Raw genomic sequence first — 25,653 nt, forward strand, 5'->3', positions numbered from 1 at the left:
AAAATGAGAGCAACGCTTGAATATATCAAACAAAAGTTTGACGAATACAACAATCTGATGTTTGAGGGGAAGTTGAAACCACTCCCCTTCAAACTCAGTAATGCCAAGTCATTTCTCGGTGCAGTATTCTTCCAACGAGAGAAAAATCCAGATGACACCTAGCATTACTATGGCTTTGTGTTCAAGATTAGCACTGTGATAGATTTACCAGAAGATGTAGTGGAAGACACGATCATCCACGAGATGATACACTACTACATCATGAGTAACCAGATGCAGGACACGGCACCACATGGCAAACTCTTCATCGCAAAGATGCAGGAGATAAACCGAAAGTTTAACCGTAATCTTTCTGTCACTCACCGTACAACTAAAGAGGAACAGGATAGTGATAAGAGAATTCAGCAACACATCATTTGTGTATCACGTTTGAAAACGGGCAAACGCTGCGTTACTGTTGCTACAAAGTCCAAACTATTTGAATTATGGGATGCAATGCCTAACTTTCCCAAAATGGCAGAACTGAAATGGGTGGTTTCTACCGACCCATATTTCAATCGCTTTCCCAAAGCTACAAAACCTGGTGTCTATTTTGTTCCTTCGGAAGAGCTTGAACCGCACTTGAAAGATGCGAAGGAGCTAATCAAACAAGGTAATTCTATACGGATTAAAAAATAGTCTGACCATCAACGAAAGAATAAACAAAAAACTAAAGCCCTGAGTGCTTACCGTCGAAGATTTGACAGAAGAAGAACTGGCAGAAGCAAAAGAGTGTTTGAAGCCAGGAACCATTGATGGCTTTTTCTCCAGTGAAGTTTTGATTAAGAAATCGCTTATGAAGAGCATTGAGCGCAAAAAGGCAAACACTTAACGAGGACTACCATTTTTCTAATCACTTCTATTTTGAGTTTATTGAATGATGCCAATCGCGACATTAGGTATCCAAAAGTGCCTTTAATTTTAATATTGTATTATCTGAACCAAAATCCGGAGAAGCTCCAAAGAGTCCTTTAAGATAACTTCTTTCAAGTTCTTTGTCGAAGCGTAAGTTAAACTTCTCATCTAAGCGATTTAGTGAGCTCACACCTTCTTTATTTTTTTCGATCAGCCATATTTCATCCCTTCGTAGTAGGTCTTGATCCATTAAAGTACTTTCATGAGTGGTAAAAATAAGTTGTGTAGAAATGTTATTGGAATATTTGAAGAATAGTTCTATCAATTTTCTCATTAATGCGGGATGAAGACTGCGTTCCATTTCATCAATCACAAAAACCTTCTCTCCCTGAATCAGATCTAAGATTAGTGGTATATAATCAAATATACGTTGTGTTCCATCACTTTCATCACCTAGTGAAAAATACTCTTTTTCATCATTGTCAATTATATTATGAATGGTTTGAAGTTTTTTCGCTTTAATTGCACCATCTACAAAAGTAATGAGGTATAAATTATTTTCGAATCTAAGTGAACCGAAAGCTTCGGCATTGCTCGATTTCGACAAATCTGTTTTGATGAATTGCTTCATTTCTTGGGCTATACCGAGTTTTTCAAAATCGACATCAATTAAGTCAATAGCCAGAATACCTGTGTCAAAATACCGCAGCAACTCACCGAAGCCTTCTTTCAGCTGGTCATCATTAACTGCTTTCAACATACCACCTTGTTTATATGGAGTATCTGGGAAAAGAACTTTTAAGGTATCAACGAACCATTTTATAACTTCCCAAAGGTCTTCAATGTTTGAGACGTTATCACGGAGATTACGACTAATTACTTCATGAAGAAACAGTTGGTGTTGGGGGGTTGCTTTAGCAAAAAAGTTCAGAAACTGTCTTTCTTCCTCTTTTGGATTAAGCTTTATTAGATATGAAATATTGAAAGGCTCTTTTGACGTAATATCCCTTTCAAAAATAAAGTATTCCGTTTTTCGAGTAATTTGCTTCAGCCATTCTTTTGAAATTCTTTCTGCATTATAACTAAAACCATACTCATACTTTTTGTTATTACATAATATCTGGTAGATGAAAGTCGTATCTTTCTTTTTGCTTTCAGAACTTAAACGAAAAGGATGATACTCTATCAACGTATCTGCATGGGTACCGAATAGTACGAGTCTTTTTCCAAGCTCAAGTGCTTCTACGAAATTACTCTTACCTCCGGCATTCGGACCAAACAGCGCAGCAGATTTTAAAATCCAATATCTTTTTACTGGCTCTACTTTATGCTCCTTATTCCTCGATCCCTTGCCTGGCTGAAGTTTGAAAACTTCTCTGTCTCTAAAAGAGAGAAAATTCTCTACTGTAAATTGCTGTAACATATGTGCCGCATGTTAAATGGTGTTGCCGCCACCTTTGTTCTTATTTATTCGGGCACAAAGTTAGCGATTATTTCTCATTCAGGCAAGAGATCTTGGATAAATAATTTAATTAAAGGTAGTAAAATGAGATTATTTCACATTTTGTTGTGTTTTTATTTGTTGAATTATATAAAATATAGTATATTTGCAGCCGATAACAAAATATAAAATTTTAAAATATGAGTTTTGATAAAAATAAACATTTGAGAGAGGTGCTAGACACACACAAGATGCATCACGTACAAGAATTCGTGGATAAGGTCAAGAATCGTAGAGAAGAGATAAAGGTCAAGATGCACGACCAATACGGTAGCGACAAATATTCATCGTTTGGCTCTGGCAGCTTTGCCAAACATACCGCTACTAATGTGAAGTTTGACCTTGACTTGGTAGAGCCTTTCAAACATAGCGCCTTCGGTACTTTGCAAGATATGTTTGACAGCGTTCACGATTTTCTGGCTGAGGAATACAAAGATACAGGCGTCACTATCCACAAACAGAAGGTTTCCATTGGCGTAAGCTTTCCGATTGAGGAAGGAGACGACAAACCCGTGGAACTGGACGTTGTGCCTGGGCGCGAGTTAAAGGATGATGACTATCCCAACTCGCACGATTTGAATCTGTGTTTCAATGAGGACCATTGGGGCTTCAAGAAAGGCACTTACCAGAAAACCAATATCCAGAAGCAGATTTCGCATATAGAAGGTAAAACAAGCGAACGCCAGATAATACGCCTCCTGAAAATCTGGAAAAAGCAGAAGGGCAAGAAGTATAAATCGTTCGTTATTGAGCTGGCCGTCATCAGAGCTTTGGACGGTTATAAAGGTGAGATGGGACTCTGGCCAAGATTGAAATACGTTATGGAGTATCTGCGCGACAATATAGCGGACAGCAGTTTTCACCTTTACGACCCAGGCAACTCGAACAACGATGTGATGGCAGCAATGGCGGATTATGACAGGCAGTCGTTTAAGTCGGATATGGAATCAATGCTGAACAACATAGACAGCAATCCAGATTTCTACCTTCCTTACTACTTTAAGGTGAACGATAAGTTCAGCGGGTATAAGGAAAAAGAATCAGGGGCTGCGTTTCCCACCAGTCCCAAACGTTTTGGATAAGATATGATGACTGCAGACAAAATAAAGGGGCTGATAACAATTGTTGACGGAGTAAGCCTTGTTGGTGAATTTAGCATCGACAAGGCTGGTTCGTTGACAGGTCGGATTGCTGTAGCTACTGGTGTGGGCAGCGACGGGTTGGTTTGGGAGGTAATAATTAGCCCGACATATCCGTTTAAGGCTATGGGTCAGGAGCCTATCCAGTTCTTTAATAAAAGTCTGCTAGACTATCCTCACATCATGCAGAGAGGCAATCTCTGTATGCACCCAGCTGAATTTGAAGATGCAGAGAGTCAGTTTATAAATGACTTGAAACAGCTGAAGGAATGGGTGGACAGATACTATGTTAGAGGGGAAAAGGATGCTCATTATGAGCATATTGTGGTGAACCATTACCTGATACGCGATGCGTATTATACTTATTGCTTTGCAGAGACCGAAGGAGATATTGTTGACGGGGACTTTGGAATAGTGCATTACGCGGTGCTTAAGAACGGGCAAAAGAACGACTCACCAGTTAGAAACTATATTGTACAACAGTTTGTATCGTACAAGCAGGTGAAGAAAAAAGAGATGCCCTGTAGGATTAGCCTGTTCTATCGTAAACTACGGTCGTTTGACGGTGTTTACTGTCTTCTTAATAACGTGCCATCGGTGCATAACAAGTTTATTGTTGAGGACTACGATGCTATCAAAGGGTTGTTTTCGCAGAGCCAGAAGAACTATATCCACAGTTTTGTAGAAGCGCACAAGGGAAAGTATGATTTCTTCCCGTTGTTCTGTGGATATAGGATACCCGGAGGTGGTGTTCACTGGCAAGCTATGATGATTTTCATGGAAGACCTACCTATTGTTCCTATTCGAGTGGGTACAGGTAAGAACAGACTGTGGTTTACCGATTTTAAACAAGGTGCAATTCAATGGGCGGAAACCGAAGATATTTCCTATAAGTATTTCTTTGGACGCGGATCGATGCCCGAGGATCTTGCCAACAAGAAAGTGCTGATTATGGGAGTCGGAGCAATAGGGAGTATTATTGCTGAGACCCTAACGAGATGTGGGGCTAAAAATCTCACACTACATGACATAGACATTAAAGAGCCTGGTAATGTTTGCCGGTCAGCATATCCCTTTTATACGAGTATAAACGAAAAAACCTTGGACTTGGAACTTTTACTGAAGCAAATCTCGCCACACGTGGAGTGTGCCAGTTTGAAATCGGAGTTTGACTTGGCGATAAAGGGGTATGCAGCAACAAGCAAGGATGTTACTGCCCTTGCTGGGTTGTTTGATGAGTTTGATGTGATATTTGACTGTACAACTGATAACCAGTTGATGCGGGTAATGGATGCCATAGAGACGAAAGCCCAGGTTGTGAACTTGTCTATAACCAACAATGCGCAGGACTTGATATGTGCTTTCTCACCTAATGTGACAGAAACCGTGCTGTTGGTCTATGGCTTATTGAAACGAGATGTGGATGCCAATATGTACAACCCTACAGGTTGTTGGAATCCGACCTTTAAAGCATCATATAATGACATATCAAGCAAAGCCCAGTATGCGATGAAGCATATCATTAGGATGCTAAGCGGCGTGGAGCCAAAGAGCAACTTCTATATAACCGAAGATGAAATGGATTTAAACATACATCGATTATGAGATATTATCTACCAAGTGATGATTTGTATATAGAGATAAAAGCCTCGGTGTTCAACCAGATAAAGCTGCAAGCTGAGGGCGAGTATCCCAACGAGAACGGCGGGATGTTGGCTGGCCGTTATTCTGCCGACAGACATACGGTATATATAGAAAAGGTTGTTGTGCCCGTAGAGAAGCTGACCGGCAGAACAACGTTTATGCGCAATACCAATGGATTAGAAAAGATCTGGAAACAATTAGCCAAAGAAGGGTTGCGCTACGTGGGCGAGTGGCATAGCCATCCTAACGGTTCTACCCAGTACAGCGGTACAGACTTGTCGGCTATGATAGATATTGAAAAGGAGATTGCTATTGAGAATCCGATTCTGCTGATTGCGGGAGTGAGGAACTGTGGACTCAGTGCACATACGTTTTATTGCTATAAGGACAATAAGCTATTTGAATATAAAAAGATGATAGATTTAAAGGAACTTTTTAATGGCTTACAGAAGCAAATGCTTGCAAGCCTCAATGTTGACAGAGAATATATAGGACATCCCGGTAGTAAAGGGGATGCGACGGAGCAACGTTGGATAGATTTTCTTAGAACCTATTTGCCGGACAGGTATAAGGTGGATAAGGCTATTGTGATAGATTCTACTGGCAATGTGAGTGAGCAGATGGATATTGTAATCTATGATGCCATATACACGCTCTTTATATTCAAACAAGATGGATTTATGTACATACCTGCGGAGAGCGTCTATGCTGTGTTTGAGGTAAAACAGGACGTGAAAGGAAATATTGACTACGCTGCCAAGAAGGTGGAGAGTGTTCGACGGCTGAAACGAACCAGTATAGAGATGGTGGCTTCTGGGAGACGAACTCCGGCCAGACCATTAACAAAAATTATAGGCGGTTTTTTAACCACTACTAGCTCGTATAGTAGCATCAAAACGGTACAGAACCAGCTGGAAAAACTGAAAGGATACCAGACCTTGGATTTAGGCTGTATATGTGACACGGGTAGCTTCTATGTGGACTACAAAGAAACGCCCCCTGCTGATATAGAGCCGACTAAAGATATCGAGGAGAACCGTAAATATATCGAGCATGTCTATGAAAGCCGTGAGGTTAATAAAATCAAGTTCAGTGATAAAGACGTGTCGCTGTTTACTTTCTTTCTCCAGCTTGTGAGCTACTTGAAGTCCATTGGTACTGTCGCAGCAATAGATATCAATGCGTATTTGAAGGCTATTAATGAGAAAATAGACGAAGATATTTAGAGTCGTTTTCATGGTTGAAGATGGAAAAGTGGAGTTTGCGTTGGTTTTTCCATCCCTCGATGTCCAACACCTCTTCCCCGATTTGGATATAAGGTTGTGGGTATTTTTCCGCATAACCTTTTGTTCCCACCACTTGGAACATTCGTGAATAGGGGCGGGGAGTCATCACGTTGTGTTGGAGGAGAATGGTCTTTCCCTTCATTGTACGGATGATGGTTGTGGTTTGGTCGCCGTTTTGGAAATTGTCGGTGTCTTTGTCACAATGTTCCTTTACTACTTCCTTTCCCATGAATGAGGCGGTGTCCATACTGACAAGCGACTCCAATCGGTCATTTCGATGGATTTCTAATATCTGACAGGCAGGACCCATGCCATGGGTGGGGTATACATCGCCGCGCGTAGTCTGGTTATATGCTAACCGCCAAGAAGGCCACTTGTCGCCAAGAGGGTGCGCGTAACCCCCTTCCACATGTACCACCTCGCCGAAGAGTCCCTGGCTAACCATATTGCGCACTGCCATCTCAAAATAGTCGTACACGCAGTTCTCTAACATCATGCAATGTCTTTGTGTCTGTTCGGCAGCGTCCACGATGGCATGGATATCGTCAAGCGTCGTGGCGGCGGGTACTTCCACGGCAACATGTTTGCCGTGCTGCAATGCCTCAAGAATGATGGATGTATGTGAAAGCCAATCGGTACAGATATAGATAAGGTCTATATGTTCATCCTTGCATAAGAGGCGATAGTCAGATTGAAGATTGGGGATTGAAGATTGAAGGTCATGTTGCGCCACCCAATTGTCGATAAACTGTCTTATGTCATCATGATGGATATGGATGTCACATAATGCGGAGATACATGCCCCTTTCACGTGGCTTAACCTCTTGACGGCTTGGAGACCACGTTCACCCAAACCCACGATGCCAATGTTCACCATGGGAAGGGCTTTTGTCTGGAGGCGCAGTACGTTCATCGCTTGATTTTAGCCCATAGCCATAACACGATGACTGCGCCTATGGTGGCAGTGCCTATCTCACTGAGCCATCCCGGCTCCCAAGTAATGCCTAATAACTGGAGCAGCCAACTGCCCACGACACCACCCACAATGCCGAGGAAGAGATTAATCCAACAGCCCTTGCCCGAACCAGAGGTCAGTTTGCTGGCGATGAATCCTGCCGTGATGCCAACGATGATAGAACCTAAAAAATTCATAAGTTTATTTGTTAATTGTATTCAATGATAAAAAGATAACCTATTTTGTTTGCAAAAATACAAAAATAATGTTATGAAGTATTACTTTCTCATTAGAAATATGTATCTTTGCACGCAAAAAAAGCATGAAAAAAGTCAAAGGTATTCTCATTATCATCTTAGCGGCGGTCTTGCTTGAGGTCATGTTAGGCATACAATATTATAGTATGCATGACATGATGAGCGAACAGTTGGAGAAACGCGCCGAGAGCGAGTTGACACTGAAGGCTATCTTGATTAAGAACATGCTTAACCAAACAGAGAACGCCTTGGAGGATTATGTTTGGGATTTACGTCAAAGATTTGGTAAGCCTGACTCCATAGACCTTGTTGCCAAGTCGCTCCTATCGACCAATCCTGAAATAGTCAATTGCTGGATAGCATTCACTCCTTATTATTATTCGCAGAAAGGACGCTTGTTTGAGCCATGTGCAAAACGCCAGGGAGAGATAATCAAGACAGACCAAGTTGGCGGAGAGAAACATGACTATACGCTTATGGAACATTACCGTGAGGCTGCTGAGAGCAGTGATTATCACTGGACAGACCCCTATTTCGATGAAATTATCGTTACGACTTGTTCTAAGGCTATCCGTGATGGTCGTGACAGTTTGATATGTGTGTTTGGTGCGGATCTCTCATTGAAATGGTTGAACGACACGTTGAACGTCAGGCACATTTTCCCATCTTCGTTCATTATGCTTTTGACGGAGGAAGGCAAAATCATCATGCCACAGCCGTCCGAGGGAGATAAAAGTGAGATTAGCCAAAAACTTACCACGTTTATTAACGACAGTAGTGTGGTGAGAACGAACAGCAAGAGTGGCAGGACAAAAATCATCCGTTTCAGTTCCGATGAGGTAGGAGACGACGGATGTGTGTTCTATGCCAACATGAGAGGGAAGCCACATTGGCAACTTGCGGTGGTCTGCTATGACCGCGAAGTGTATGCACAACTTTATAAACTGCGGTTGCGTTTCCTATTGCTCAACCTATTGGGTTTTGGTGTCTTGTTATTCATGGTGGAACGTTATGCCCTCAATGTGCTGAAGTTGCAAAAGACAACATTGGAACAAAGCCGTATCAACAATGATTTGCATATTGCGAATAAGATACAAACGGCCATGTTACCGGAAAAAGAATTGGTAGACGAGCATGTTGAGGTGGCTGGTAAACTCATCCCTGCCAAGCAAGTGGGTGGCGACTTGTATGAGTTTTTAGTCCGCAATGAAAAGCTGTTTTTCTGCATTGGCGACGTTTCGGGCAAAGGCATCCCATCCGCGCTTATCATGGCGATGACCCAGGCTATCTTCCGTGTAATATCCATTCGTGAGAACAACCCCGCCCGCATCATGGAAGACATCAATGGCATGGCTTGCCGGAACAATAAGTCAAATATGTTTGCCACGCTTTTCATTGGCGTTCTCGACCTCCCGACGGGTCATTTGCGCTATTGCAACGCAGGACACGACCTACCTTTAATCATCAATCAAGAGGTAAGCAAATTGAATGCCCATGCCAATTTGCCCGTGGGGGTATTCAGTGACACCAAATATGAGATGCAGGAAGAACGCCTGTCGCCAAATACCATATTGTTTCTTTACACGGATGGATTGACAGAGACCATCAATATGAAGCGGGAGCAGTTTGGCATAGGGCGTGTTGTGACAACGTTCCATGAATTGCGCACAACACCTACCGTCAACCAATTGCTTGACAAGATGACGGATATTGTCGTCGAATATATGGATGGGGCGGAGCAAAGGGACGACCTTACCCTGTTTGCCATTCGTTACAAAGGTGAACAAAATAGCGACCAGATATTAGACGAGAGCCTTGTCGTGTCAAATGACATTCAGGAGTTGAAGCAGCTCAAGTCTTTTCTCCTTTCTTCTTTTGAGAAAATAGATGTATCACAAACGATGGTGTCACAACTAAGACTTGCCTTGGAGGAGACAATTGTGAACATCATGAACTATGCCTACCCTAATGACAAGAAAGGTGATATTCTAATCAATATGAAATATGATGGCAAGGCGATTAGGTTTGTCATTACCGACGAAGGCGTGGCATTCGACCCCACGCAAGCGGCAGAGGTCGATACGACACTCTCCGCCAAAGACCGTCCCATCGGCGGACTGGGCATCTTATTGGTGCGTGAGTTAATGGACACGGTGAATTATGAGCGCATTGACGACAAGAATGTGCTTACCTTGAAGAAGTTAGTTAATTAGTTATTGAGTTCTCACGAACTCACAAACGTATAAACTTATCACACAAATGAAAACAAACATTGAGAAAAAAGATGGCAAGACCATTGTCACACTTGAGGGAGAACTTGACACAATGGCTGCCAATGAGGTGGAAAACGCCTTGAAACCACTTATGGAATCACAAGGCGAAGAGATTATCATTGAATGTAAGGGATTGGAATACATTGCATCCAGTGGATTGCGTATATTGCTCAGCATATTGAAAAACGTCATGGCGACTGGCGGCTCTATAACCCTTAGAAACGTGAATGATGACATCAAGAATGTATTTAACCTTACGGGATTTGTCAAACTTTTCAAGTTTGAGTGAAAAGTGTAGGATATTCGTCTTGACATCATTTGCTTGGATGTCGATGGGTCATGTGTATGGTGACAATGCGCTACGAGATACACTGACCCATGAAAATCAATTGGTTGTCAATGCGCAACTCATGACACGTGGCGAAATCAGAAAAGGAGGACTGCCAGAAGTGAATGGCAACATAGAGGATAGGGCTAATTTCATATTTGAGCGGTCGCGCCTGTCAATAGACTTTGAGAAAACGTGGCTTGAGACGAACCTCACAGCCCAGCATTCCAGTGTATGGGGACAAAAGGGCAGCGGTAGTCTTAATATTTATGAGGCTTGGGTGAAGCTGAAGACCAAGAGTGGTATGTTTGCAAAAATAGGTCGTCAGGAATTGAATTACGATGATGAGCGCATCTTGGGCCGTAACGACTGGGCAATGGCGGCATTGTCGCATGATGTCTTAAAACTTGGCTATGAGGGTTATGGGCATAAGGCACATGCCATCTTGGCATATAACCAAAGGGCAGAAAATATTAAAGGTGGAACCGTCTATCGTTCTGACGATGGGGCGCAGCCTTACAAGACTATGCAGACCGTATGGTATCATTATGATGTGCCACGAATGCCATTGGGCGTGTCGTTGCTTTTCATGAACATCGGGATGGAAGAAAGCGAAGCCCTTGAACCCAAGACCGAGTTCCAGCAACTATTTGGCGGGTATGTCACTTTCAGTCCACGCCAATGGAATGTTGAAGGCTCTTTCTATTATCAGACGGGCCATGACGAGTTCAGCATTCCCATCCGCGCCTTTATGGGAAGCTTGAAAGCCACTTATCGACCTTCGACCAACTATTCTTTATTTGCGGGCTATGACTACTTGAGTGGTGATGATAATCCCATTGTTCCCCAAAAAGGCAGCATTGGATTGGTACAGCATAAGACGGTGAAAGGCTTTAGCACCGTCTATGGCTCTCATCACCAATTCTATGGGGCTATGGACTTCTTCTATGTCAGTGCTTATTATGGTGGTTATACGCCAGGACTTCAGAATCTCTTTGTCGGTGGCAACTACTCTCCGGTGAAAAACTTATCGCTGACAGCCAACTATCATTATCTGTCAGTGACAAGCAAGATACCAGAAGCCAAGAGGTCGCTTGGCCATGAGATAGAATTGTCAGCATCATACGCAATTATGAAGGAGGCTCGTGTCAGCATGGGCTATTCTTATATGCACGGAACAAGCACCTTGGAGCGTCTCCAGCGCGTCGAAGGGAAGAACCATTTACAATGGGGATGGTTGATGCTTTCCGTCAATCCAAGAATTTTCACGACAAAATGGTAAATAAAATTACGAAACCATGAAACGATTTACACCATTAACCAAATCACAGTTAGGTATATATATCGAGTGTATGAACCATCTCGATGAACCTTACTACAATCTACCTTATTTATATATATTGGATAAGAGCCTTGATGGAATGCGCCTTTGCCAAGCCGTGGAAACGGCTGTCAAGGCACACCCAACGCTCTTCACCCGTATCATACAGGATGAAGACGGCGAACCAAAACAGACCATAGACATGGAAAATGAGGAGTGGACGCTTTCCATTGAAAAAGTGGAAGACATCAACCAGGTCAAGAACCAACTCATCCAACCATACGATATCTTGGGTGGAAGGCTGTTTCACATCCGCCTGTTCCAAGACGCAGAACAGTTCTATTTGTTCATCGACTATCACCATATCATAGTCGATGGCACGTCAATGAGCATCATGCTGCATGACATCGAAAGGGCTTACCAAGGTGAAGACATCGAGAAGGAAGGAGTCACTTTGGAGGAAATCGCCTTTGAGGAGTTTGAGGAACGCGAGAAACCTATCTTTGAAGAGGCTAAACAATGGTATGCGAAGAATTTTGATTGTAGTGACACATTCACGCAATTGATGCCCGACCTTGAGAATTCACGCCACCAAGAGGATAGCATGTTGTTGACTCTCGCCATCGACCCAAATCGTGTGGCGGCTTTTTGCCAAGAGAATGGCATTTTCAAGAGTACCTTGTTTACATCTGCCTATTCATTCTTGCTTTGCAAATTCAATAACGAGCAAGAGTCATTATTCACTACTGTTTACAATGGCCGTCGTGACAAGCGGATGAACCATACCGTGGGAATGTTTGTGAAGACATTGCCCGTTTATGCGAAGTATGATAAAGACACTACGGTAATTGAATTCTTGAGGGCAGGGCAGGAGCAAATGCGCGGTTGCCGACAGTACGATATTTATTCGTTTGGCGACGTGATGGCTGACTTGAAGTTGCAAAGCAATTCCATGTTTGCCTGGCACGGAATGTTGTTTTCCGATGAGCAATTGATGGGGAAGCCAATGAAGGCGGAACGCCTTGGCAACAGTACCCTTGATGCCTCGCTTTATCTAAAAGCCTTCGTCTTGGGCGGACATTACCAAGTGAAAGCCGAATATAATGCCAATGAGTATTCGCAGGAACTCATCAGCCAATTCCTCCAGAGCTATGAGGCTGTCGTTAATGGTTTCTTATCGGCAGGATATTTGAGCGACATTGACATTTCCACGGATAAACAAGTAGAGTTGTTAGATAGTTTTAATCGTCAAGACGTGGACTATGACGATACGCAGACCATCGTGTCGTTGTTCCGTAGACAAGCAGAGAAAACGCCGCAGGCAACGGCAGTGGTGTATAAGGGCAAGAGATTTACATACGCCGATGTCAATGACATGAGTGACCGCATTGCCTGTCGGATAGCATCGATGGGCTTGGGAACAGAAGATGTGGTGTCAATCCTTATTCCACGTTCAGAGTGGATGGTCATCGCATCATTGGGTGTATTGAAGGCTGGTTGTGGTTATCAGCCTTTAGACCCCACCTATCCGAAAGAGCGGTTAAACTTCATGATGCAAGATGCCAACGCCAAGTTGCTCATTGCCGATGGGGAATTGCGTCCCATCGTCGATGAATATCAAGGAGATGTATTACTGATCGAAGATGGAAAGATGAAGATGGAAGGAGATGTCGTACACTGTCATCTTGCATCGGAAATCACTCCTGACAATCTTTTCATCATGCTATATACATCTGGCTCTACGGGTATTCCCAAGGGTTGTCAGTTGACACACGGCAACCTTGTCGCTTTTTGCCATTGGTATCAACGCTTCTATGAGTTGAAACCGGGGCATTGTGTGGCGGCTTACGCCAGTTATGGGTTCGATGCTTCGATGATGGATATGTATCCAGCGCTTACAAGTGGGGCTTGTGTGCATATTATCCCGGAAGAGTTGCGTCTTGACTTGATGGCATTGAATGACTACTTTGAACAAAATAGCATCACCCATTCCTTCATGACAACGCAAGTGGGGTATCAGTTTGCAACCAGCATAGACAACCATTCGCTGCTCTATCTTTCCACGGGAGGAGAGAAATTAGCACCGATGGCACCGCCCACAGGCTACAAGTTTTACAATGTTTATGGCCCTACGGAGTGTACCATCTTCACGACGGCTTACCATCTTCGTGAACAGATGAAGGAAATACCCATTGGCAAGCCACTCGAAAACATGCGTCTCTATATTGTAGACCAACAAGGACATCGCCTGCCAGTAGGTGCTGCGGGTGAGTTGTGGGTATCGGGACCACAGGTAAGCCGTGGCTATCTGAATCGGCCAGATAAGACGGCGGAGGTATATATTGACAATCCCTTTACGGATGAAAGGAAATATCGGCGTGTCTATCGTACGGGCGACATCGTGCGATACTTGCCAAGCGGTGACATCCAGTTTGTCGGTCGTCGGGATGGGCAGGTGAAGATACGCGGATTCCGCATTGAGCTGAAAGAGGTGGAAGGCATCATCCGCCAATTCCCCAACATCAAGGATGCCACGGTGCAGGCCTTTGACGAGGATGGCGGCGGGAAATTCATAGCTGCCTATATCGTCAGTGACCAGCAGATAGACATTGAATCCCTCAACCAGTTTATCCTTGACGAGAAGCCTCCTTACATGGTACCCGCCGTGACGATGCAAATCGACGCCATCCCGCTCAACCAAAACCAGAAGGTGAATAAGCGGGCTTTGCCAAAACCTGAGAAAAAGTCGATGGATATAGAAGCCGTGAATATCCCTATGAATGTTTTGGAAGAGGAACTTCACGGGATGGTTGCCGCTATCGTGGGCAATGGTGACTTCGGCGTGACCACTCCTTTGGGATATGCGGGGCTTACCTCTATCTCTGCCATTAAATTGGCGGTGCAGGTGAATAAGCGTTATCATGTGGCACTCGACTCCAAGTCGTTGGTGAAGAGCGGCTCTCTGCAAACGATAGAAAATGACATCTTGAAAGAACTATTGAGTCAAGGAGGTGTTCAAGAGTCAAAGAGTTCTGACAATAGTACGACAAATGAGTCTACTGTTCCCCTTTCATACGCCCAAACGGGAGTGTATTTCGATTGTTTGAGAAATCCCACCTCCACCTTATATAATATACCTTATCTCCTCACGTTTCCGGCAGGGACCAATGCCACGGCATTAAGCAATGCCGTGAAGCAAGTTGTCGAATGTCATCCCGAACTGGGTGTCCACTTCTCTACCCAAGGGGAACAAATAGTGCAGACTTTGGAAGATAGTGTTCCCGTGGAAGTCGTGACTACCCAGATGAGTGATGGGGAATTGGAAAAATACAAGTCGGAGTTCGTCCGTCCGTTCAATTTACAGAAAGCCCCGCTCTATCGTTTTGAAGTGGTGGAAACACCCACTGCCGTCCATCTGCTGATGGATGTGCATCATCTGTTGTTTGATGGTGGGTCGGCTGACTTATTCATTCGTCAACTTTGTTCTGTGGTTGAGGGTAACAGCATAGATAAAGAAGATTATAGTTATTTCAATTTCGTGGTAGACCAGCAAGCCGCCGCAGATGGCGAAACGTTTGCCGCTTCTCGCCAGTTCTTTGCCGATAGATTGCAATCATGTGAGGGTGCAAGTGAAATTCCTGCCGACTTACCAAAGACCGACCAGCAGGGATTCATCGGCGAGGCTGTCTGTCTGGTAGACCATGACAAGGCCATAGCTTTCTGTCGCCAGCAGGAGATTACGCCGGCACATCTTTATCTTGCTGCCGTCAGCTATGTTGTATCACGTTACATCAACAGTCGCGACGTTTACCTCAGCACTGTCAGCAGCGGACGCTCTAACCTGAAGATTGCCGATACGGTGGGTATGTTTGTCAATACCCTTGCCCTCAGTCTGAAGATTGACGATGTGACGGTGGCCGACTATCTGCATCAAGTCAGCAACACCTTTGACGAGACGCTACGCCACGAGGACTATCCTTTCGCCCGTATTGCTGCCGACTACGGTTTCCATCCCGCCATTGCCTACGCTTACCAAGTGGGTGTGTTGTCGAAATATACAGTTCATGGGCAACCTGTCGGACAGGAGCTGTTGGAGTTGAATGTGCCGAAGTTTAAGTTGAATATCAAGATAGAGTCGCGTGGGGTGGTGGTGCAATATGATGATGCCCTCTATTCCGTCCGTTTGGGCAATGCCATAGCCGAGAGCATCGTGGCTGTTGCCGAGCGCATGATAGCCCAACCACAAGCGAAAGTACGCCAGCTCTCTATCATCAGCGAAAACCAAGAAGAGGAGTTAGGCCATCTGCGTCAGGTGGCTACGGGTGAGGCTCCATTTAAGTTGTTCCATGAGTGTATCAGCTACTATGCCCATCAGTCACCGGGACAGGAGGCATTGGTTGCTTGCGACGCCACATATAGTTATAAGGAAATGGACGAACTGACGAATCGCATCGCCAATGGCTTGCACAAGCGTGGTGTCAAGACTGGCGACCGTATCGCCCTGTTGCTGCCACGTACCAGTCGGCTGATTATCTCGCTCTTCGGCGTGTTGAAAGTTGGTGCCGCCTATATCCCCTGCGACCCTGACTATCCAGAGGATCGCGTGAAACTGATTCTTGAGGATAGCGAGGCAAAACTGATTATCACACCTGAATTAGCAGAAGAGTTGTTGCAGACGGATGATGCCTCGCAGCCGCAGACAGATGTCACCCCTGAAGATCTTGCATACCTTATTTATACCAGTGGCTCCACGGGTCGCCCCAAGGGAGTGATGTTGCGCCATGCGGGTATCTGCAACTACCTCTATGGACATCCGGCAAATGTCTTTGCCAATGCCGTGCTGACAGATACCACACGCATCCTCAGCGTCACCACCATCTCGTTTGATGCCGCCCTGCAAGATATCGGTATGGCCTACTATAATGGTAAGACGCTCATTGTTGCCACAGAGGAACAAGCCAACAACCCACTCGACTTGGCTCAACTCATCAAGACACAGCATATTAACATGGTGAGTGGTACGCCTTCGCGTTGGCAGACCTGGCTTACCAGCGAGGACTTCTGCGATGCCATCAGCCAAGTGAAGATCTGCCGTGCGGGTGGTGAGAAATTCTCCGACCAATTGTTGCAACAGATGCACGGCATCACCAAGGCACGTATCTTCAATTGCTATGGTCCCACGGAGATTACCGTGGCGTCGAACAATGCCGAACTGACCAATGCCAAGACCGCCACCGTCGGGAAGCCACAGTTGAACGTGAAGGAGTTTATCGTCGATACAGACGGCAACGAACTGCCAGTGGGTGTCGTTGGCGAGCTTTATATCGGCGGTCGTGGTGTGGCTCGCGGCTATAACAACCTTGACGATATGACCCGCGAGCGTTTCGTGGAATACCACGGCGAGCGCATCTATAAGTCGGGCGACTATGCTAAGTGGTTGCCTGATGGAAATGTCATGATTCTCGGACGTACCGACCATCAGATTAAGTTGCGCGGCTTGCGCATCGAACTCGGCGAGATAGAGAATGTAATGTTAAGGGTGGAAGGCATGAAGAAGGTGGTCATCGTCATTCGCAAACTCAACGACAAAGAACACCTCTGCGCCTACTATACCGCAGAACATGAGATAGTTCCCAACGAACTGAAAGCCGAGATTTCCAAGAGTCTGACACAATATATGGTGCCTACGGCCTACCTCCAACTGAAGGAAATGCCGATGACACCCAACGGTAAGACTGACATCAAGGCACTGCCCGAGCCGCAACTGGCCATTAGTGGCGACTATGAGGCACCCGCCACTGACACAGAGCGGACGTTCTGTAATATCTTCGCCACCATCTTACAGATGGATAAGGTGGGAGCCACAGACAATTTCTTTGAGTTGGGAGGGACATCATTGGTCGTTACACGTGTCATCATCGAGGCAGACAAGGCAGGGTTGCATGTGGCTTATGGGGACGTGTTCGCCCATCCCACGCCAAGGCAATTGGCAAGCCAGTTTGAATCGGCGGATGAAAAGAAATCCCTGGGCGACTCCGAAATAGCTGATTACGACTATTCGGCCATCAATCATCTCTTGCAGCAAAACAATCTGACGATGTTCCGTAAGGGGCAGCGGCAGCCCATTGGTAATGTCTTGCTGACAGGAGCAACGGGCTATCTCGGCATCCATATTCTTCGTGAACTCATCGATTCCGATGCCTCGAACATCTATTGCTTGGTGAGAGGCAAGAACCAAGAGGCGGCGGAGAGCCGTCTACGGACGCTTCTCTACTATTATTTCTCCGACTCCTTCAAGGGTCTCATAGGCACTCGCCTCCATGTAGTGTTGGGCGATGTGACTGGAAATATTGACGAGAGCCTGCCTATCGACACGGTTTTCAATTGCGCTGCCATCGTCAAGCATTTCTCCGAGGGTACGGAGATAGAGGACGTGAACATCGGAGGGGCGCAGCGGTGTGTGGACTTCTGCATCAAGAAGGGCGCACGGCTCATCCATGTCTCCACGGCAAGTACGCGCGGATTGTGGGCTGGAGAGGTGAAGGATGACATCTTTACCGAGCAACGACTCTACATGGGGCAATATCTTGGCAACAAGTATATCTACTCTAAGTTTATGGCTGAACGCCTTATCCTCGATGCCGTTGCCCAGCATGGGCTACATGCGAAGATCATGCGTGTGGGAAACCTTGCCGCCCGGAGTACCGACGGCGAGTTCCAGGCCAATTTCTCCACCAACTCCTTCATGGGTCGTATCAAGGTGTATAACATGCTTGGCTGCTGTCCATACGGGATGAGAAACAAGAGCGTGGAGTTCTCGCCCATCAACGAGGTGGCTCATGCCATCGTGTTATTGGCGACCACGCCGAGGGAATGCACCGTGTTCCATCCTTATAACATCCATGGCCAGTTCCTTGGCGATGTGTTGATGGGGCTGACGACAGTGGGCGATGGCGTGCGTTTCGTGGAGCAAGACGACTTTGATGCCGCCATGCAACAAGCCAAGGACGACCCGCAGAAAGCCCGCCAAATGGCAAGCCTGTTGGCTTATCAAGACATGGCACACGGGCAGAAGACCACCGATGTGCGCCGCGACAACGACTATACCACGCAGGTACTCTATCGCTTGGGCTTCTCCTGGTCGCCCACGTCATGGGATTATGTCGAGCGTATGCTCACCGCCATCGGTGGGTTTGGCTTCTTCGATTGATTTTAGTAGGGTAATTATTTATGGTGATAGTTGATGCCAACTCATCATTTGAGGATAGTCAAAGCCGCTTGGACGAGTTGTCCAAAAGGCTTGGACGACTCGTCCAAAGCCTTTGGACGGGCATCAACCGATATATTAGTTCTTAAGTTCTCACAAACTTGCGAAATGAAAAATGAAGAGTCATCCCTGTTTTACAGGTTTCTTTGGGCCTATATCCTCGTTGCCCTCTCGGGTTGTTTAGGGAATGTGGTCGATGGCATCATCGTAGGCAACCTCATCGACAAGGATGGTGTCAGTGCCATTAATCTCTCCAAACCCATCGTCCAGTTTATCTTTACGCTCCATTTGCTCATCAATGCGGGTGCCGGAATGCTTGTGGGATACGCGTTGGGGAGGAACGATGTTGGGGAGGCGCGTAGATTTTTTTCCCGCTCGTTGGCACTCAGCGTGGGGTTGGGGCTTGTCATCACGCTCCTTGGTGGCATCGTCTTCCCTGCGGATATATCGCGGTTGCTGTGCAGCGATGACGTGATTCGTCCCTTGGCATTCCAATATATGCAAGTATTGCTCATAGGTTCGCCCGCTTATATCTTGATGTGGGGACTCTCTACAATGGTGGGTGTTGATGGCAGCCCGCAGCTTGTCTCCGTTGCGGTTATCGTGGACAATGCCGTCAATCTTTGCCTCGACATCGTTTTCATCCAACTATTCGGGTGGGGTATCACGGGGTCTTCGGCGGCTACCATCGTGGGTCATCTTGTGGGAATAGCTATCTTGCTGACCCATTGGCGGAGGCATCGTAGGCTTTTACCCATCATCGAAACGAAGAGCTTGGTGGCATCGTGGCGACGTATCGTCGGACAGGGCGCACCTTTGGCGTTGGCTTCTGTCTGCTTGACGCTGCTCCTGCTCTCAGCCAATACCATTGTCCTCTCCACGGCGGGCAGCGTGGGAATATTCGTCTTTGCCGTTTGCATGAACCTATTGCAGGTCTACAACCTTTTCATTTCGGGTACCTGCCAAACGTTACAATCGCTCGGTGCCATCACGATTGGTAAGAACGACAGTGATGGATTCCGTGCCGTGTTGCGCCGTGCCTTCCGTTTTATCACCGTTTCCATGGTGGTGACGTGTTTGTTGGTGTGGGTCTTCCCCGGTACGATAGCCCGTCTGTTCGGTGCCACGGAGGAGGTGGTGATAGCGGAGTGCAGTCATGCATTGCGTATCTTTGCCCTGAGTTTCATTCCGTTCTGTTACATCTACGTGCTGATGATAGTGTATAAGCTGTATAAGCAGCATCGAATGGCGTTGTTTATCTCGTTGGCTCTGTCGCTTACGGTAATCCCCGTTATGTGGCTGATGGCGCATTACCTGCCCTCTGGCTTGTGGTATAGTTACCTTGTGGCATACGTGTTGGAGGCGATAGCCATCGTCATTCTTCACAAGGCAACACATGTGGAATTGAAATTAGTTGATTAGTTATTGAGTTCTCACAAACTCACAAACTCATAAACTTATAATCTCACAAATTCATTATAAGGAGGGATGGTCTATATTGACGATAATCCACAGGAAATCGACGTGGCAGAGGCTCTTTCTGTCGTCAGCCAGCAACGGCGCGACCATTCATTGCGCTATCTGAGGGAGCATGATAGGCGGCTATCGCTGTCGGCTTACCTACTCTTGCAGAAGGCCTTGCGACAAGAATATGGCATCTTCGAGCCGCCCCTCTTCTCTTTTACGCCACAAGGGAAGCCCCTGTTGAGGGATCACCCTGATATTCATTTTAGCCTCAGCCATTGCTGCCAGGCTGCCGTTTGTGCCGTCGATAGCCGCCCTGTGGGCATTGATATTGAGAGTGTCGATGCGTATGATCCCGCCCTTGTTGCCGTCACCATGAGCGGAAAGGAGCAAGAAACCATTGCCCAAGCCCCTTTTCCCGCCGTGGCATTCATCCGTTTCTGGACGATGAAGGAAAGCCTGTTGAAGTTTTTGGGAGAGGGATTGGTGGCAGGGCGGCTGCCCTCTATCCTTGACACGAGCATCCCCCACCATTTCATTACCCGTGAGAATATGGCATCGGGATATGTCTACACCGTGTGCGAGAGCGGAATATGAGCAAAAAATGAGGGAAAACAAGCTTTTTGGAGTATATTTTCGTGTTATTCCATAAAAAATGGTAATTTTGTATGGGGCAAAATAGAGCTAAAAAAGTGAAGTCTGGGGGTAATATATCGATGAAGGCAGATGCTGATATGGTTATGAGAAAACTTGCACAAAACCCCTCTTTTTGTGGTTTACAAAAGTTAAATACATTAAATCTTCATTCTTTTTGTCCTTCACAGAATCCACGTCGACACTTTTCTACCGTTTAACACACAAGTCGTTGATATAAAACGACTTACAAATACGAAGGTTGCACAGGTCTGACATCCGTTACCATCGGTAACTCCGTGACGAGCATAGCAAGTCATGCGTTCTCAGGTTGCAGCGGTCTGACAGATATTTATTGCCACATTAAAAACCCGTTGATAATAGAATCGAGTCAATTTTATAATGTTCCTAAAAACACCTGCACGCTTCATGTGCCTGTCGGAAGCAAGAACCGATACAAAAGCGAGTACATATACTTAAGTTACTATAATAAATTTTCGAATTTTTGGCGAGAGTTCCTGAATATCGTTGAGTTTGATGCTACGGGCATCGTTTCAATTGATAATTCACCATCAACGACAGGCAATGATGTTTGGTTTACGCTCAACGGCATTCGGCTCAACGGCAAACCGACAAAAGCTGGTATCTACATTGTTAATGGAAAGAAGGTAATCATTAAATGATATTAGATATTAAAAACTTTTATTCTAAAGTGAGTTCAATAATATTATTGTTAAATTAATCCCCAAACGTTTATGAAAGAATTAACAAACTTGGAAAGAATTAAAGAGAAATTTCCTGAAATTGCCGAGCAAATAGAAAGAATTGCTAAAAACCCAGACACAATCTCTGATATTAATAAATTTGTTATTGAAGAAACAAAAGATGGTCTTGTAATCAGTCATAAGGAATGGTCTAAAAGTAAATGTATTATAAAAGATGGTGTAATAACAGCGGATGCAGGTTCTCTGCTAGGAAAGGTCGGAGACCAAAATGAGTTTTTAAATGACCTTCTTCCAAATAAAACATATATTGTAGATGGATACACTAAATATATTACAGACAGTTTAAGTCGGGTTGTTTTGGTAATAAGCGATAGAAATAAAAATATCATAATTAACCATGGAAAGCCTTATGATAAAACCCAAGAACGTGTTCGTAAAGAAGGGGTAGAAGAGGACGAAGCTGGACATCTAATATCTCGTGCTACTGGTGGTGCTAATGAAAAAATAAATTTAGTGCCAATGAATAGAGATATAAATAGACAGGGTAAGTGGAGAAAAATGGAAGAAATGGAAGAAAAAGCATTAAAAGAGGGAAAAACGGTATTTTCAAAAAGAGAACCATTGTATAAAGGTGACTCTAAACGACCTTATGCTATTAAAACAACCACAATAATAGATGGTAAGAAATATACTCAGGTTATTAAAAATCCATAGCCTCACTATCATCTATGGATTCTGCAAACTGTTCCCGCTTCTGACATCTATATATATTAGAAAAGAAGGATTCCGGAAGACAAACTATATTTGCACTGCCAACAGCTGTTGGCAGTGTTTTTAGTATTACACAAGCATTTATTATCCAATCATTAAACAAAATACTTTATGATTAGAGGAATAACGGCATTCAAGTGTACGCAATGTGGTGAGACGTTTGAGGGGTGGGACGCAGAATGGAGGGCAACTGTCTTTACCTGTCCTCTGCCCTGCCCCAAATGCGGAAGTATTCGCACACGCCCTCCACTCCATTTCCCTTGGTCGTTTCTTGACAGATTCGGATGGGGAGGAAATGGTGGGTACGAAACCATCTGGGAACTGATGGAAAAGGAACAAAAAGGAAAGAGCAGCAACAGACGACCAGAAGGAGTCGCAAGCCGTTGAATGATCCGAACGGTTGCGGACGGAAGGTGCGAACGGAAAAGTTACTCTGGATTATAGCCGAAGCTGTTGAGCTCCCGCTGCGATGAACGCCAGTCTTTATCCACCTTCACGTAGGTCTCCAGGTAGATGCTCTTCCCGAAGAAGCGCTCCAGCGACTTGCGGGCTTCGGTAGACACTTTCTTCAATGCCACGCCCTGATGCCCGATGATGATGCCTTTCTGCGAGTCGCGCTCCACATAGATGATGGCTCGGATGTGGATGTTTTTCTCCGTCTCCTTGAAGCTTTCCACCCTCACTTCAACGGAATAAGGGATTTCCTTGTTGTAGTAGAGGAGTATCTTCTCGCGGATAATCTCGCTGACGAAGAAACGGGCGGGCTTGTCCGTCCATTGGTCTTTGTCGAAATAGGGCGGCGAGTCGGGCAGCAGTTCCTTGATGCGCTTGAGCAGCATGTCCGTTCCGAACTTGTTGAGGGCTGAGATGGGCAGTATCTCGGCGTTGGGCAGCAGTTGATGCCAACGCTCTACAAGGTTGCCGAGCCTCGCGTCTGACTGACCTGACGCATCCGACTTGTCGGACAGCTCATCTATCTTGTTGATGAGCAGCAACACGGGGATGGTCATCTTCTGCACTTTCTCCAGGAACTCCATGTTCTTCTCGGGGTTCTCTACGACGTCTGTCACATAGAGCAACACGTCGGCATCTTTCAGCGCACTCTCCGAGAAAGCGAGCATCGATTCCTGCAGCTTATAGTTGGGTTTGAGCACTCCGGGCGTGTCGCTGAAGACGATTTGCGCGTCGTCGGTGTTCACGATGCCCATGATGCGGTGGCGCGTGGTCTGCGCCTTGAACGTAGCAATAGAAATACGCTCACCAACCAATTGGTTCATGAGCGTACTTTTTCCTACATTTGGATTGCCGACAATATTTACGAATCCTGCTTTATGCATTCGTTCTCTGTTTTCAATAGCCTACTCTACTTATCGCCATCGTAGCCCCACTTGATGTAGGATGCTCCATGCACGAAGCCGGCTCCGAAGGCTGTCAGTATCATGTTGTCGCCCTTCTTGAAGCGTTTCTCGTTCTCCCACAGTGCCAGCGGGATGGATGCGGCACTCGAGTTGCCGATGCGCTCAATGTTGACAATCACTTTCTCGTCGGGCAGTTCCAGACGCTTTGCCACGGCTTCGATGATGCGCAGGTTCGCCTGATGGGGAACGACCCAGTCGAGATTGTCCTTCGTCAGTCCGTTGCGTTCTGCTATCAGCAGGCAGTCGTCGCTCATGTTCTGCACGGCAAAACGATAGACGGTGCGCCCTTCCTGATAGATGTAATGCAGACGGTGGTCAACCGTGAAATGGGAAGCGGGACAGACCGATCCTCCTGCCTTCATGTGCAGGAAGGGAAGTCCCTTGCCATCGGTGCGGAAATAGGAGTCGATGTATCCTTCTTCCACGTCTTCCTTGGCTTCTACGAGCACGGCTGCGGCTCCGTCGCCGAACAGCGGGCACGTGGCGCGGTCTTTATAGTCGGTCATGGACGACATTTTCTCTGCACCGATGAGGATGACTTTCTTGTATCTGCCGCTCTCAATCATGTTTGCCACCAAGTCGAGGGTATAGATAAACCCGCAACAAGCGCACGAGATGTCGAAAGCAAAGGCATTTTTCAAGCCGAGCCTGCCGAGTACGATGGATGCCGTGGACGGAAAACGGTAGTCGGCAGTCGTCGTGGCAACGATGAGGGCATCAACCGTGTCGATGTCCACACCTGTCTTCTCTATCAACTGCCGGGCGGCTTTGCGCGCCATATACGAAGTGCCAAGCCCCTCTTCCGTCAGGATGTGGCGCTCCTTAATGCCTACACGCGTCGTAATCCACTCGTCATTGGTGTCCACCATGCGCGACAACTCCTCGTTGTCAAGGATATAGTCGGGCAGATAGCCGCCGATGCCGGTGATTACCGCCTTGATTTTTCCCATTATTCTACGTCCTTAACAATCGCAACCTTACCTCTGTAGTAGCCACAGGTAGGACAAACCGTATGGTAAACATAGTATGCACCACAGTTAGGACATACTGCCAATGTGGGTGCTACAGCACCGTCATGGGTTCTTCTTTTACGTGTACGAGTCTTTGACTGTCTTCTTTTAGGATGTGCCATAATTCTTTAATATTTTAATTGTTTAATCTTTTATCTTAAGCCCTTTCAGCTTCTCCCATCGCGGATCGACCGCCGCTTCGCCAGTCGCTTCACCACCGCGTGCCGACGGCGTGGTCAGCTCCTCGAGCTTCTGCGCCATTGCCGCATTGCATGCTCCGGGCGCATGGACGTGGCGTATGGGAACGGCGAGCGCTATCTGCTCATACATGAGCCACGACAGGTCGAGTGAGGTATCACCCTCGCCCATCACGATGCTGTCATCGTCCGCCGTTGCCGCCTCCTGACCGAACCTCACTATCACGCTGCCGTCCGTATCAATCGGCTGCTGCATGTCGTCCAGACAAATGTCACACGTCATCGTCACCTCGCCATTGGAATGGAAATCCAACTTAAAAGTCTTGCCCGTGCGATAGACATCAAGCGCCACATCCACCGAACCGCCCTTCAGCATGTCGCTGCCGATGCGGTCGAAATAGGCATCGTCCAGATGAAACTCACGGTGATGGACACCGTCTTCCAATACTGACAAGTCTATCTGATAATTGTCTGAAGCACACATATCGGGCTGCAAAGGTACAAATAATTTTTAATTTAAGAACCATTCTTTCCGTTTTTTTACTTTTTTGATACTTTTTGCCCTTTTTG

Annotated in this window: 21 protein-coding genes and 1 pseudogene; 15 read left to right on the forward strand and 7 right to left on the reverse strand. The window is 46.0% G+C overall.

Annotated features, from left to right (window positions below; genetic code table 11):
- Window positions 1-3 precede the first annotated feature (3 nt).
- The 3 genes from GRF55_RS09915 (at window position 4) to GRF55_RS11750 (ending at window position 871) form a co-directional block, all read left to right on the forward strand.
- Window positions 4-162, forward strand: a complete 159-nt coding sequence (locus GRF55_RS09915; RefSeq protein WP_220368251.1) for a hypothetical protein — start codon at window positions 4-6, stop codon at window positions 160-162.
- 33 nt (window positions 163-195) lie between these two features.
- Window positions 196-678: a SprT-like domain-containing protein gene (locus GRF55_RS09920; RefSeq protein WP_220368252.1), complete on the forward strand. Its 483-nt coding sequence runs from the start codon at window positions 196-198 to the stop codon at window positions 676-678.
- A 61-nt stretch (window positions 679-739) separates the two neighbouring features.
- Window positions 740-871, forward strand: a complete 132-nt coding sequence (locus GRF55_RS11750; protein ID WP_255563785.1) for a hypothetical protein — start codon at window positions 740-742, stop codon at window positions 869-871.
- A 63-nt stretch (window positions 872-934) separates the two neighbouring features.
- On the opposite strand, the gene GRF55_RS09925 is transcribed toward GRF55_RS11750, so the two are convergent.
- Window positions 935-2,317 carry an ATP/GTP-binding protein gene (locus tag GRF55_RS09925; protein WP_220368253.1) on the reverse strand — a complete coding sequence of 461 codons (1,383 nt, stop codon included), beginning with the start codon at window positions 2,315-2,317 and terminating at the stop codon, window positions 935-937.
- 218 nt (window positions 2,318-2,535) lie between these two features.
- Here GRF55_RS09925 and GRF55_RS09930 point away from each other — a divergent pair, with 218 nt between their 5' ends.
- Genes GRF55_RS09930 through GRF55_RS09940 form a run of 3 tightly spaced genes read left to right on the forward strand, consistent with a single transcriptional unit; the run spans window position 2,536 to window position 6,404 of the window.
- Entirely contained in the window at window positions 2,536-3,477 is a 942-nt protein-coding gene (locus tag GRF55_RS09930; RefSeq protein ID WP_220368254.1) for a hypothetical protein, read from the forward strand.
- A gap of 3 nt (window positions 3,478-3,480) precedes the next feature.
- Window positions 3,481-5,139 carry a ThiF family adenylyltransferase gene (locus GRF55_RS09935; RefSeq protein WP_255563787.1) on the forward strand — a complete coding sequence of 553 codons (1,659 nt, stop codon included), beginning with the start codon at window positions 3,481-3,483 and terminating at the stop codon, window positions 5,137-5,139.
- The gene (locus GRF55_RS09940; protein WP_220368255.1) at window positions 5,136-6,404 is read left to right on the forward strand and encodes a DUF6602 domain-containing protein; all 1,269 of its coding nucleotides are present in this window, start codon (window positions 5,136-5,138) and stop codon (window positions 6,402-6,404) included. Before GRF55_RS09935 ends, GRF55_RS09940 begins: the two co-directional genes overlap by 4 nt.
- Here the strand turns inward: GRF55_RS09940 and GRF55_RS09945 are convergent.
- Together GRF55_RS09945 and GRF55_RS09950 are read right to left on the reverse strand one after the other, a co-directional pair.
- Entirely contained in the window at window positions 6,376-7,377 is a 1,002-nt protein-coding gene (locus tag GRF55_RS09945) for a Gfo/Idh/MocA family protein (protein ID WP_220368256.1), read from the reverse strand. The two genes, GRF55_RS09940 and GRF55_RS09945, sit on opposite strands and share 29 nt — an antisense overlap.
- A complete protein-coding gene (locus GRF55_RS09950) occupies window positions 7,374-7,616 on the reverse strand; it encodes a GlsB/YeaQ/YmgE family stress response membrane protein (protein ID WP_220368257.1) in 243 nt (80 codons plus the stop codon). Before GRF55_RS09950 ends, GRF55_RS09945 begins: the two co-directional genes overlap by 4 nt.
- A 125-nt stretch (window positions 7,617-7,741) precedes the next feature.
- Between GRF55_RS09950 and GRF55_RS09955 the strand changes: the two genes are divergently transcribed.
- The 9 genes and pseudogenes from GRF55_RS09955 to GRF55_RS09995 all read left to right on the forward strand — a co-directional run bounded on the left by GRF55_RS09955 (window position 7,742) and on the right by GRF55_RS09995 (window position 22,845).
- Entirely contained in the window at window positions 7,742-9,889 is a 2,148-nt protein-coding gene (locus GRF55_RS09955) for a SpoIIE family protein phosphatase (protein WP_220368258.1), read from the forward strand.
- 46 nt (window positions 9,890-9,935) lie between these two features.
- Window positions 9,936-10,238, forward strand: coding sequence for an STAS domain-containing protein (locus GRF55_RS09960; RefSeq protein WP_220368259.1), 303 nt, complete (start codon window positions 9,936-9,938; stop codon window positions 10,236-10,238).
- Between the two features lie 19 nt (window positions 10,239-10,257).
- Window positions 10,258-11,559 carry an alginate export family protein gene (locus GRF55_RS09965; protein ID WP_220368260.1) on the forward strand — a complete coding sequence of 434 codons (1,302 nt, stop codon included), beginning with the start codon at window positions 10,258-10,260 and terminating at the stop codon, window positions 11,557-11,559.
- Window positions 11,560-11,575: 16 nt separating this feature from the next.
- Window positions 11,576-18,808, forward strand: a complete 7,233-nt coding sequence (locus GRF55_RS09970; protein WP_220368261.1) for a non-ribosomal peptide synthetase — start codon at window positions 11,576-11,578, stop codon at window positions 18,806-18,808.
- A 165-nt stretch (window positions 18,809-18,973) separates the two neighbouring features.
- Entirely contained in the window at window positions 18,974-20,287 is a 1,314-nt protein-coding gene (locus GRF55_RS09975) for an MATE family efflux transporter (RefSeq protein WP_220368262.1), read from the forward strand.
- Window positions 20,288-20,353: 66 nt separating this feature from the next.
- A complete protein-coding gene (locus GRF55_RS09980; RefSeq protein ID WP_220368263.1) occupies window positions 20,354-20,926 on the forward strand; it encodes a 4'-phosphopantetheinyl transferase superfamily protein in 573 nt (190 codons plus the stop codon).
- Between the two features lie 296 nt (window positions 20,927-21,222).
- Window positions 21,223-21,645: pseudogene (locus GRF55_RS09985) on the forward strand (leucine-rich repeat protein); the annotation flags it as partial.
- 72 nt (window positions 21,646-21,717) lie between these two features.
- Entirely contained in the window at window positions 21,718-22,401 is a 684-nt protein-coding gene (locus tag GRF55_RS09990) for a DNA/RNA non-specific endonuclease (protein ID WP_220368264.1), read from the forward strand.
- Window positions 22,402-22,569: 168 nt separating this feature from the next.
- Entirely contained in the window at window positions 22,570-22,845 is a 276-nt protein-coding gene (locus GRF55_RS09995) for a zinc ribbon domain-containing protein (RefSeq protein ID WP_220368265.1), read from the forward strand.
- 41 nt (window positions 22,846-22,886) lie between these two features.
- Here GRF55_RS09995 and era read toward each other — a convergent pair whose 3' ends face one another.
- From era to GRF55_RS10015, 4 genes are read right to left on the reverse strand one after another with little or no spacing between them, the layout of a single operon-like run.
- Window positions 22,887-23,795 carry a GTPase Era gene (gene era, locus GRF55_RS10000; RefSeq protein ID WP_220368266.1) on the reverse strand — a complete coding sequence of 303 codons (909 nt, stop codon included), beginning with the start codon at window positions 23,793-23,795 and terminating at the stop codon, window positions 22,887-22,889.
- A gap of 26 nt (window positions 23,796-23,821) precedes the next feature.
- A complete protein-coding gene (locus GRF55_RS10005; RefSeq protein WP_220368267.1) occupies window positions 23,822-24,826 on the reverse strand; it encodes a beta-ketoacyl-ACP synthase III in 1,005 nt (334 codons plus the stop codon).
- Window positions 24,826-25,008 (reverse strand): 50S ribosomal protein L32, encoded by a 183-nt coding sequence (gene rpmF / locus GRF55_RS10010; RefSeq protein WP_220368268.1) that lies wholly within the window; start codon window positions 25,006-25,008, stop codon window positions 24,826-24,828. The genes GRF55_RS10005 and rpmF overlap by 1 nt, the downstream gene beginning before the upstream one ends.
- 22 nt (window positions 25,009-25,030) lie before the next feature.
- Entirely contained in the window at window positions 25,031-25,579 is a 549-nt protein-coding gene (locus tag GRF55_RS10015; protein WP_255563788.1) for a DUF177 domain-containing protein, read from the reverse strand.
- Between the last annotated feature and the right edge of the window lie 74 nt (window positions 25,580-25,653).

The sequence above is a fragment of the Prevotella sp. Rep29 genome (assembly GCF_019551475.1).
Classification (GTDB): domain Bacteria; phylum Bacteroidota; class Bacteroidia; order Bacteroidales; family Bacteroidaceae; genus Prevotella.

Coding starts and splice junctions, on each gene's coding strand:
- GRF55_RS09915 (WP_220368251.1), top strand. CDS start 4: ATGAGAGCAACGCTTGAATATATCAAACAAAAGTTTGACGAATACAAC.
- GRF55_RS09925 (WP_220368253.1), bottom strand. CDS start 2,317: ATGTTACAGCAATTTACAGTAGAGAATTTTCTCTCTTTTAGAGACAGA.
- GRF55_RS09930 (WP_220368254.1), top strand. CDS start 2,536: ATGAGTTTTGATAAAAATAAACATTTGAGAGAGGTGCTAGACACACAC.
- GRF55_RS09935 (WP_255563787.1), top strand. CDS start 3,481: ATGATGACTGCAGACAAAATAAAGGGGCTGATAACAATTGTTGACGGA.
- GRF55_RS09940 (WP_220368255.1), top strand. CDS start 5,136: ATGAGATATTATCTACCAAGTGATGATTTGTATATAGAGATAAAAGCC.
- GRF55_RS09945 (WP_220368256.1), bottom strand. CDS start 7,377: ATGAACGTACTGCGCCTCCAGACAAAAGCCCTTCCCATGGTGAACATT.
- GRF55_RS09950 (WP_220368257.1), bottom strand. CDS start 7,616: ATGAATTTTTTAGGTTCTATCATCGTTGGCATCACGGCAGGATTCATC.
- GRF55_RS09955 (WP_220368258.1), top strand. CDS start 7,742: ATGAAAAAAGTCAAAGGTATTCTCATTATCATCTTAGCGGCGGTCTTG.
- GRF55_RS09960 (WP_220368259.1), top strand. CDS start 9,936: ATGAAAACAAACATTGAGAAAAAAGATGGCAAGACCATTGTCACACTT.
- GRF55_RS09970 (WP_220368261.1), top strand. CDS start 11,576: ATGAAACGATTTACACCATTAACCAAATCACAGTTAGGTATATATATC.
- GRF55_RS09975 (WP_220368262.1), top strand. CDS start 18,974: ATGAAAAATGAAGAGTCATCCCTGTTTTACAGGTTTCTTTGGGCCTAT.
- GRF55_RS09980 (WP_220368263.1), top strand. CDS start 20,354: ATGGTCTATATTGACGATAATCCACAGGAAATCGACGTGGCAGAGGCT.
- GRF55_RS09990 (WP_220368264.1), top strand. CDS start 21,718: ATGAAAGAATTAACAAACTTGGAAAGAATTAAAGAGAAATTTCCTGAA.
- GRF55_RS09995 (WP_220368265.1), top strand. CDS start 22,570: ATGATTAGAGGAATAACGGCATTCAAGTGTACGCAATGTGGTGAGACG.
- era (WP_220368266.1), bottom strand. CDS start 23,795: ATGCATAAAGCAGGATTCGTAAATATTGTCGGCAATCCAAATGTAGGA.
- GRF55_RS10005 (WP_220368267.1), bottom strand. CDS start 24,826: ATGGGAAAAATCAAGGCGGTAATCACCGGCATCGGCGGCTATCTGCCC.
- rpmF (WP_220368268.1), bottom strand. CDS start 25,008: ATGGCACATCCTAAAAGAAGACAGTCAAAGACTCGTACACGTAAAAGA.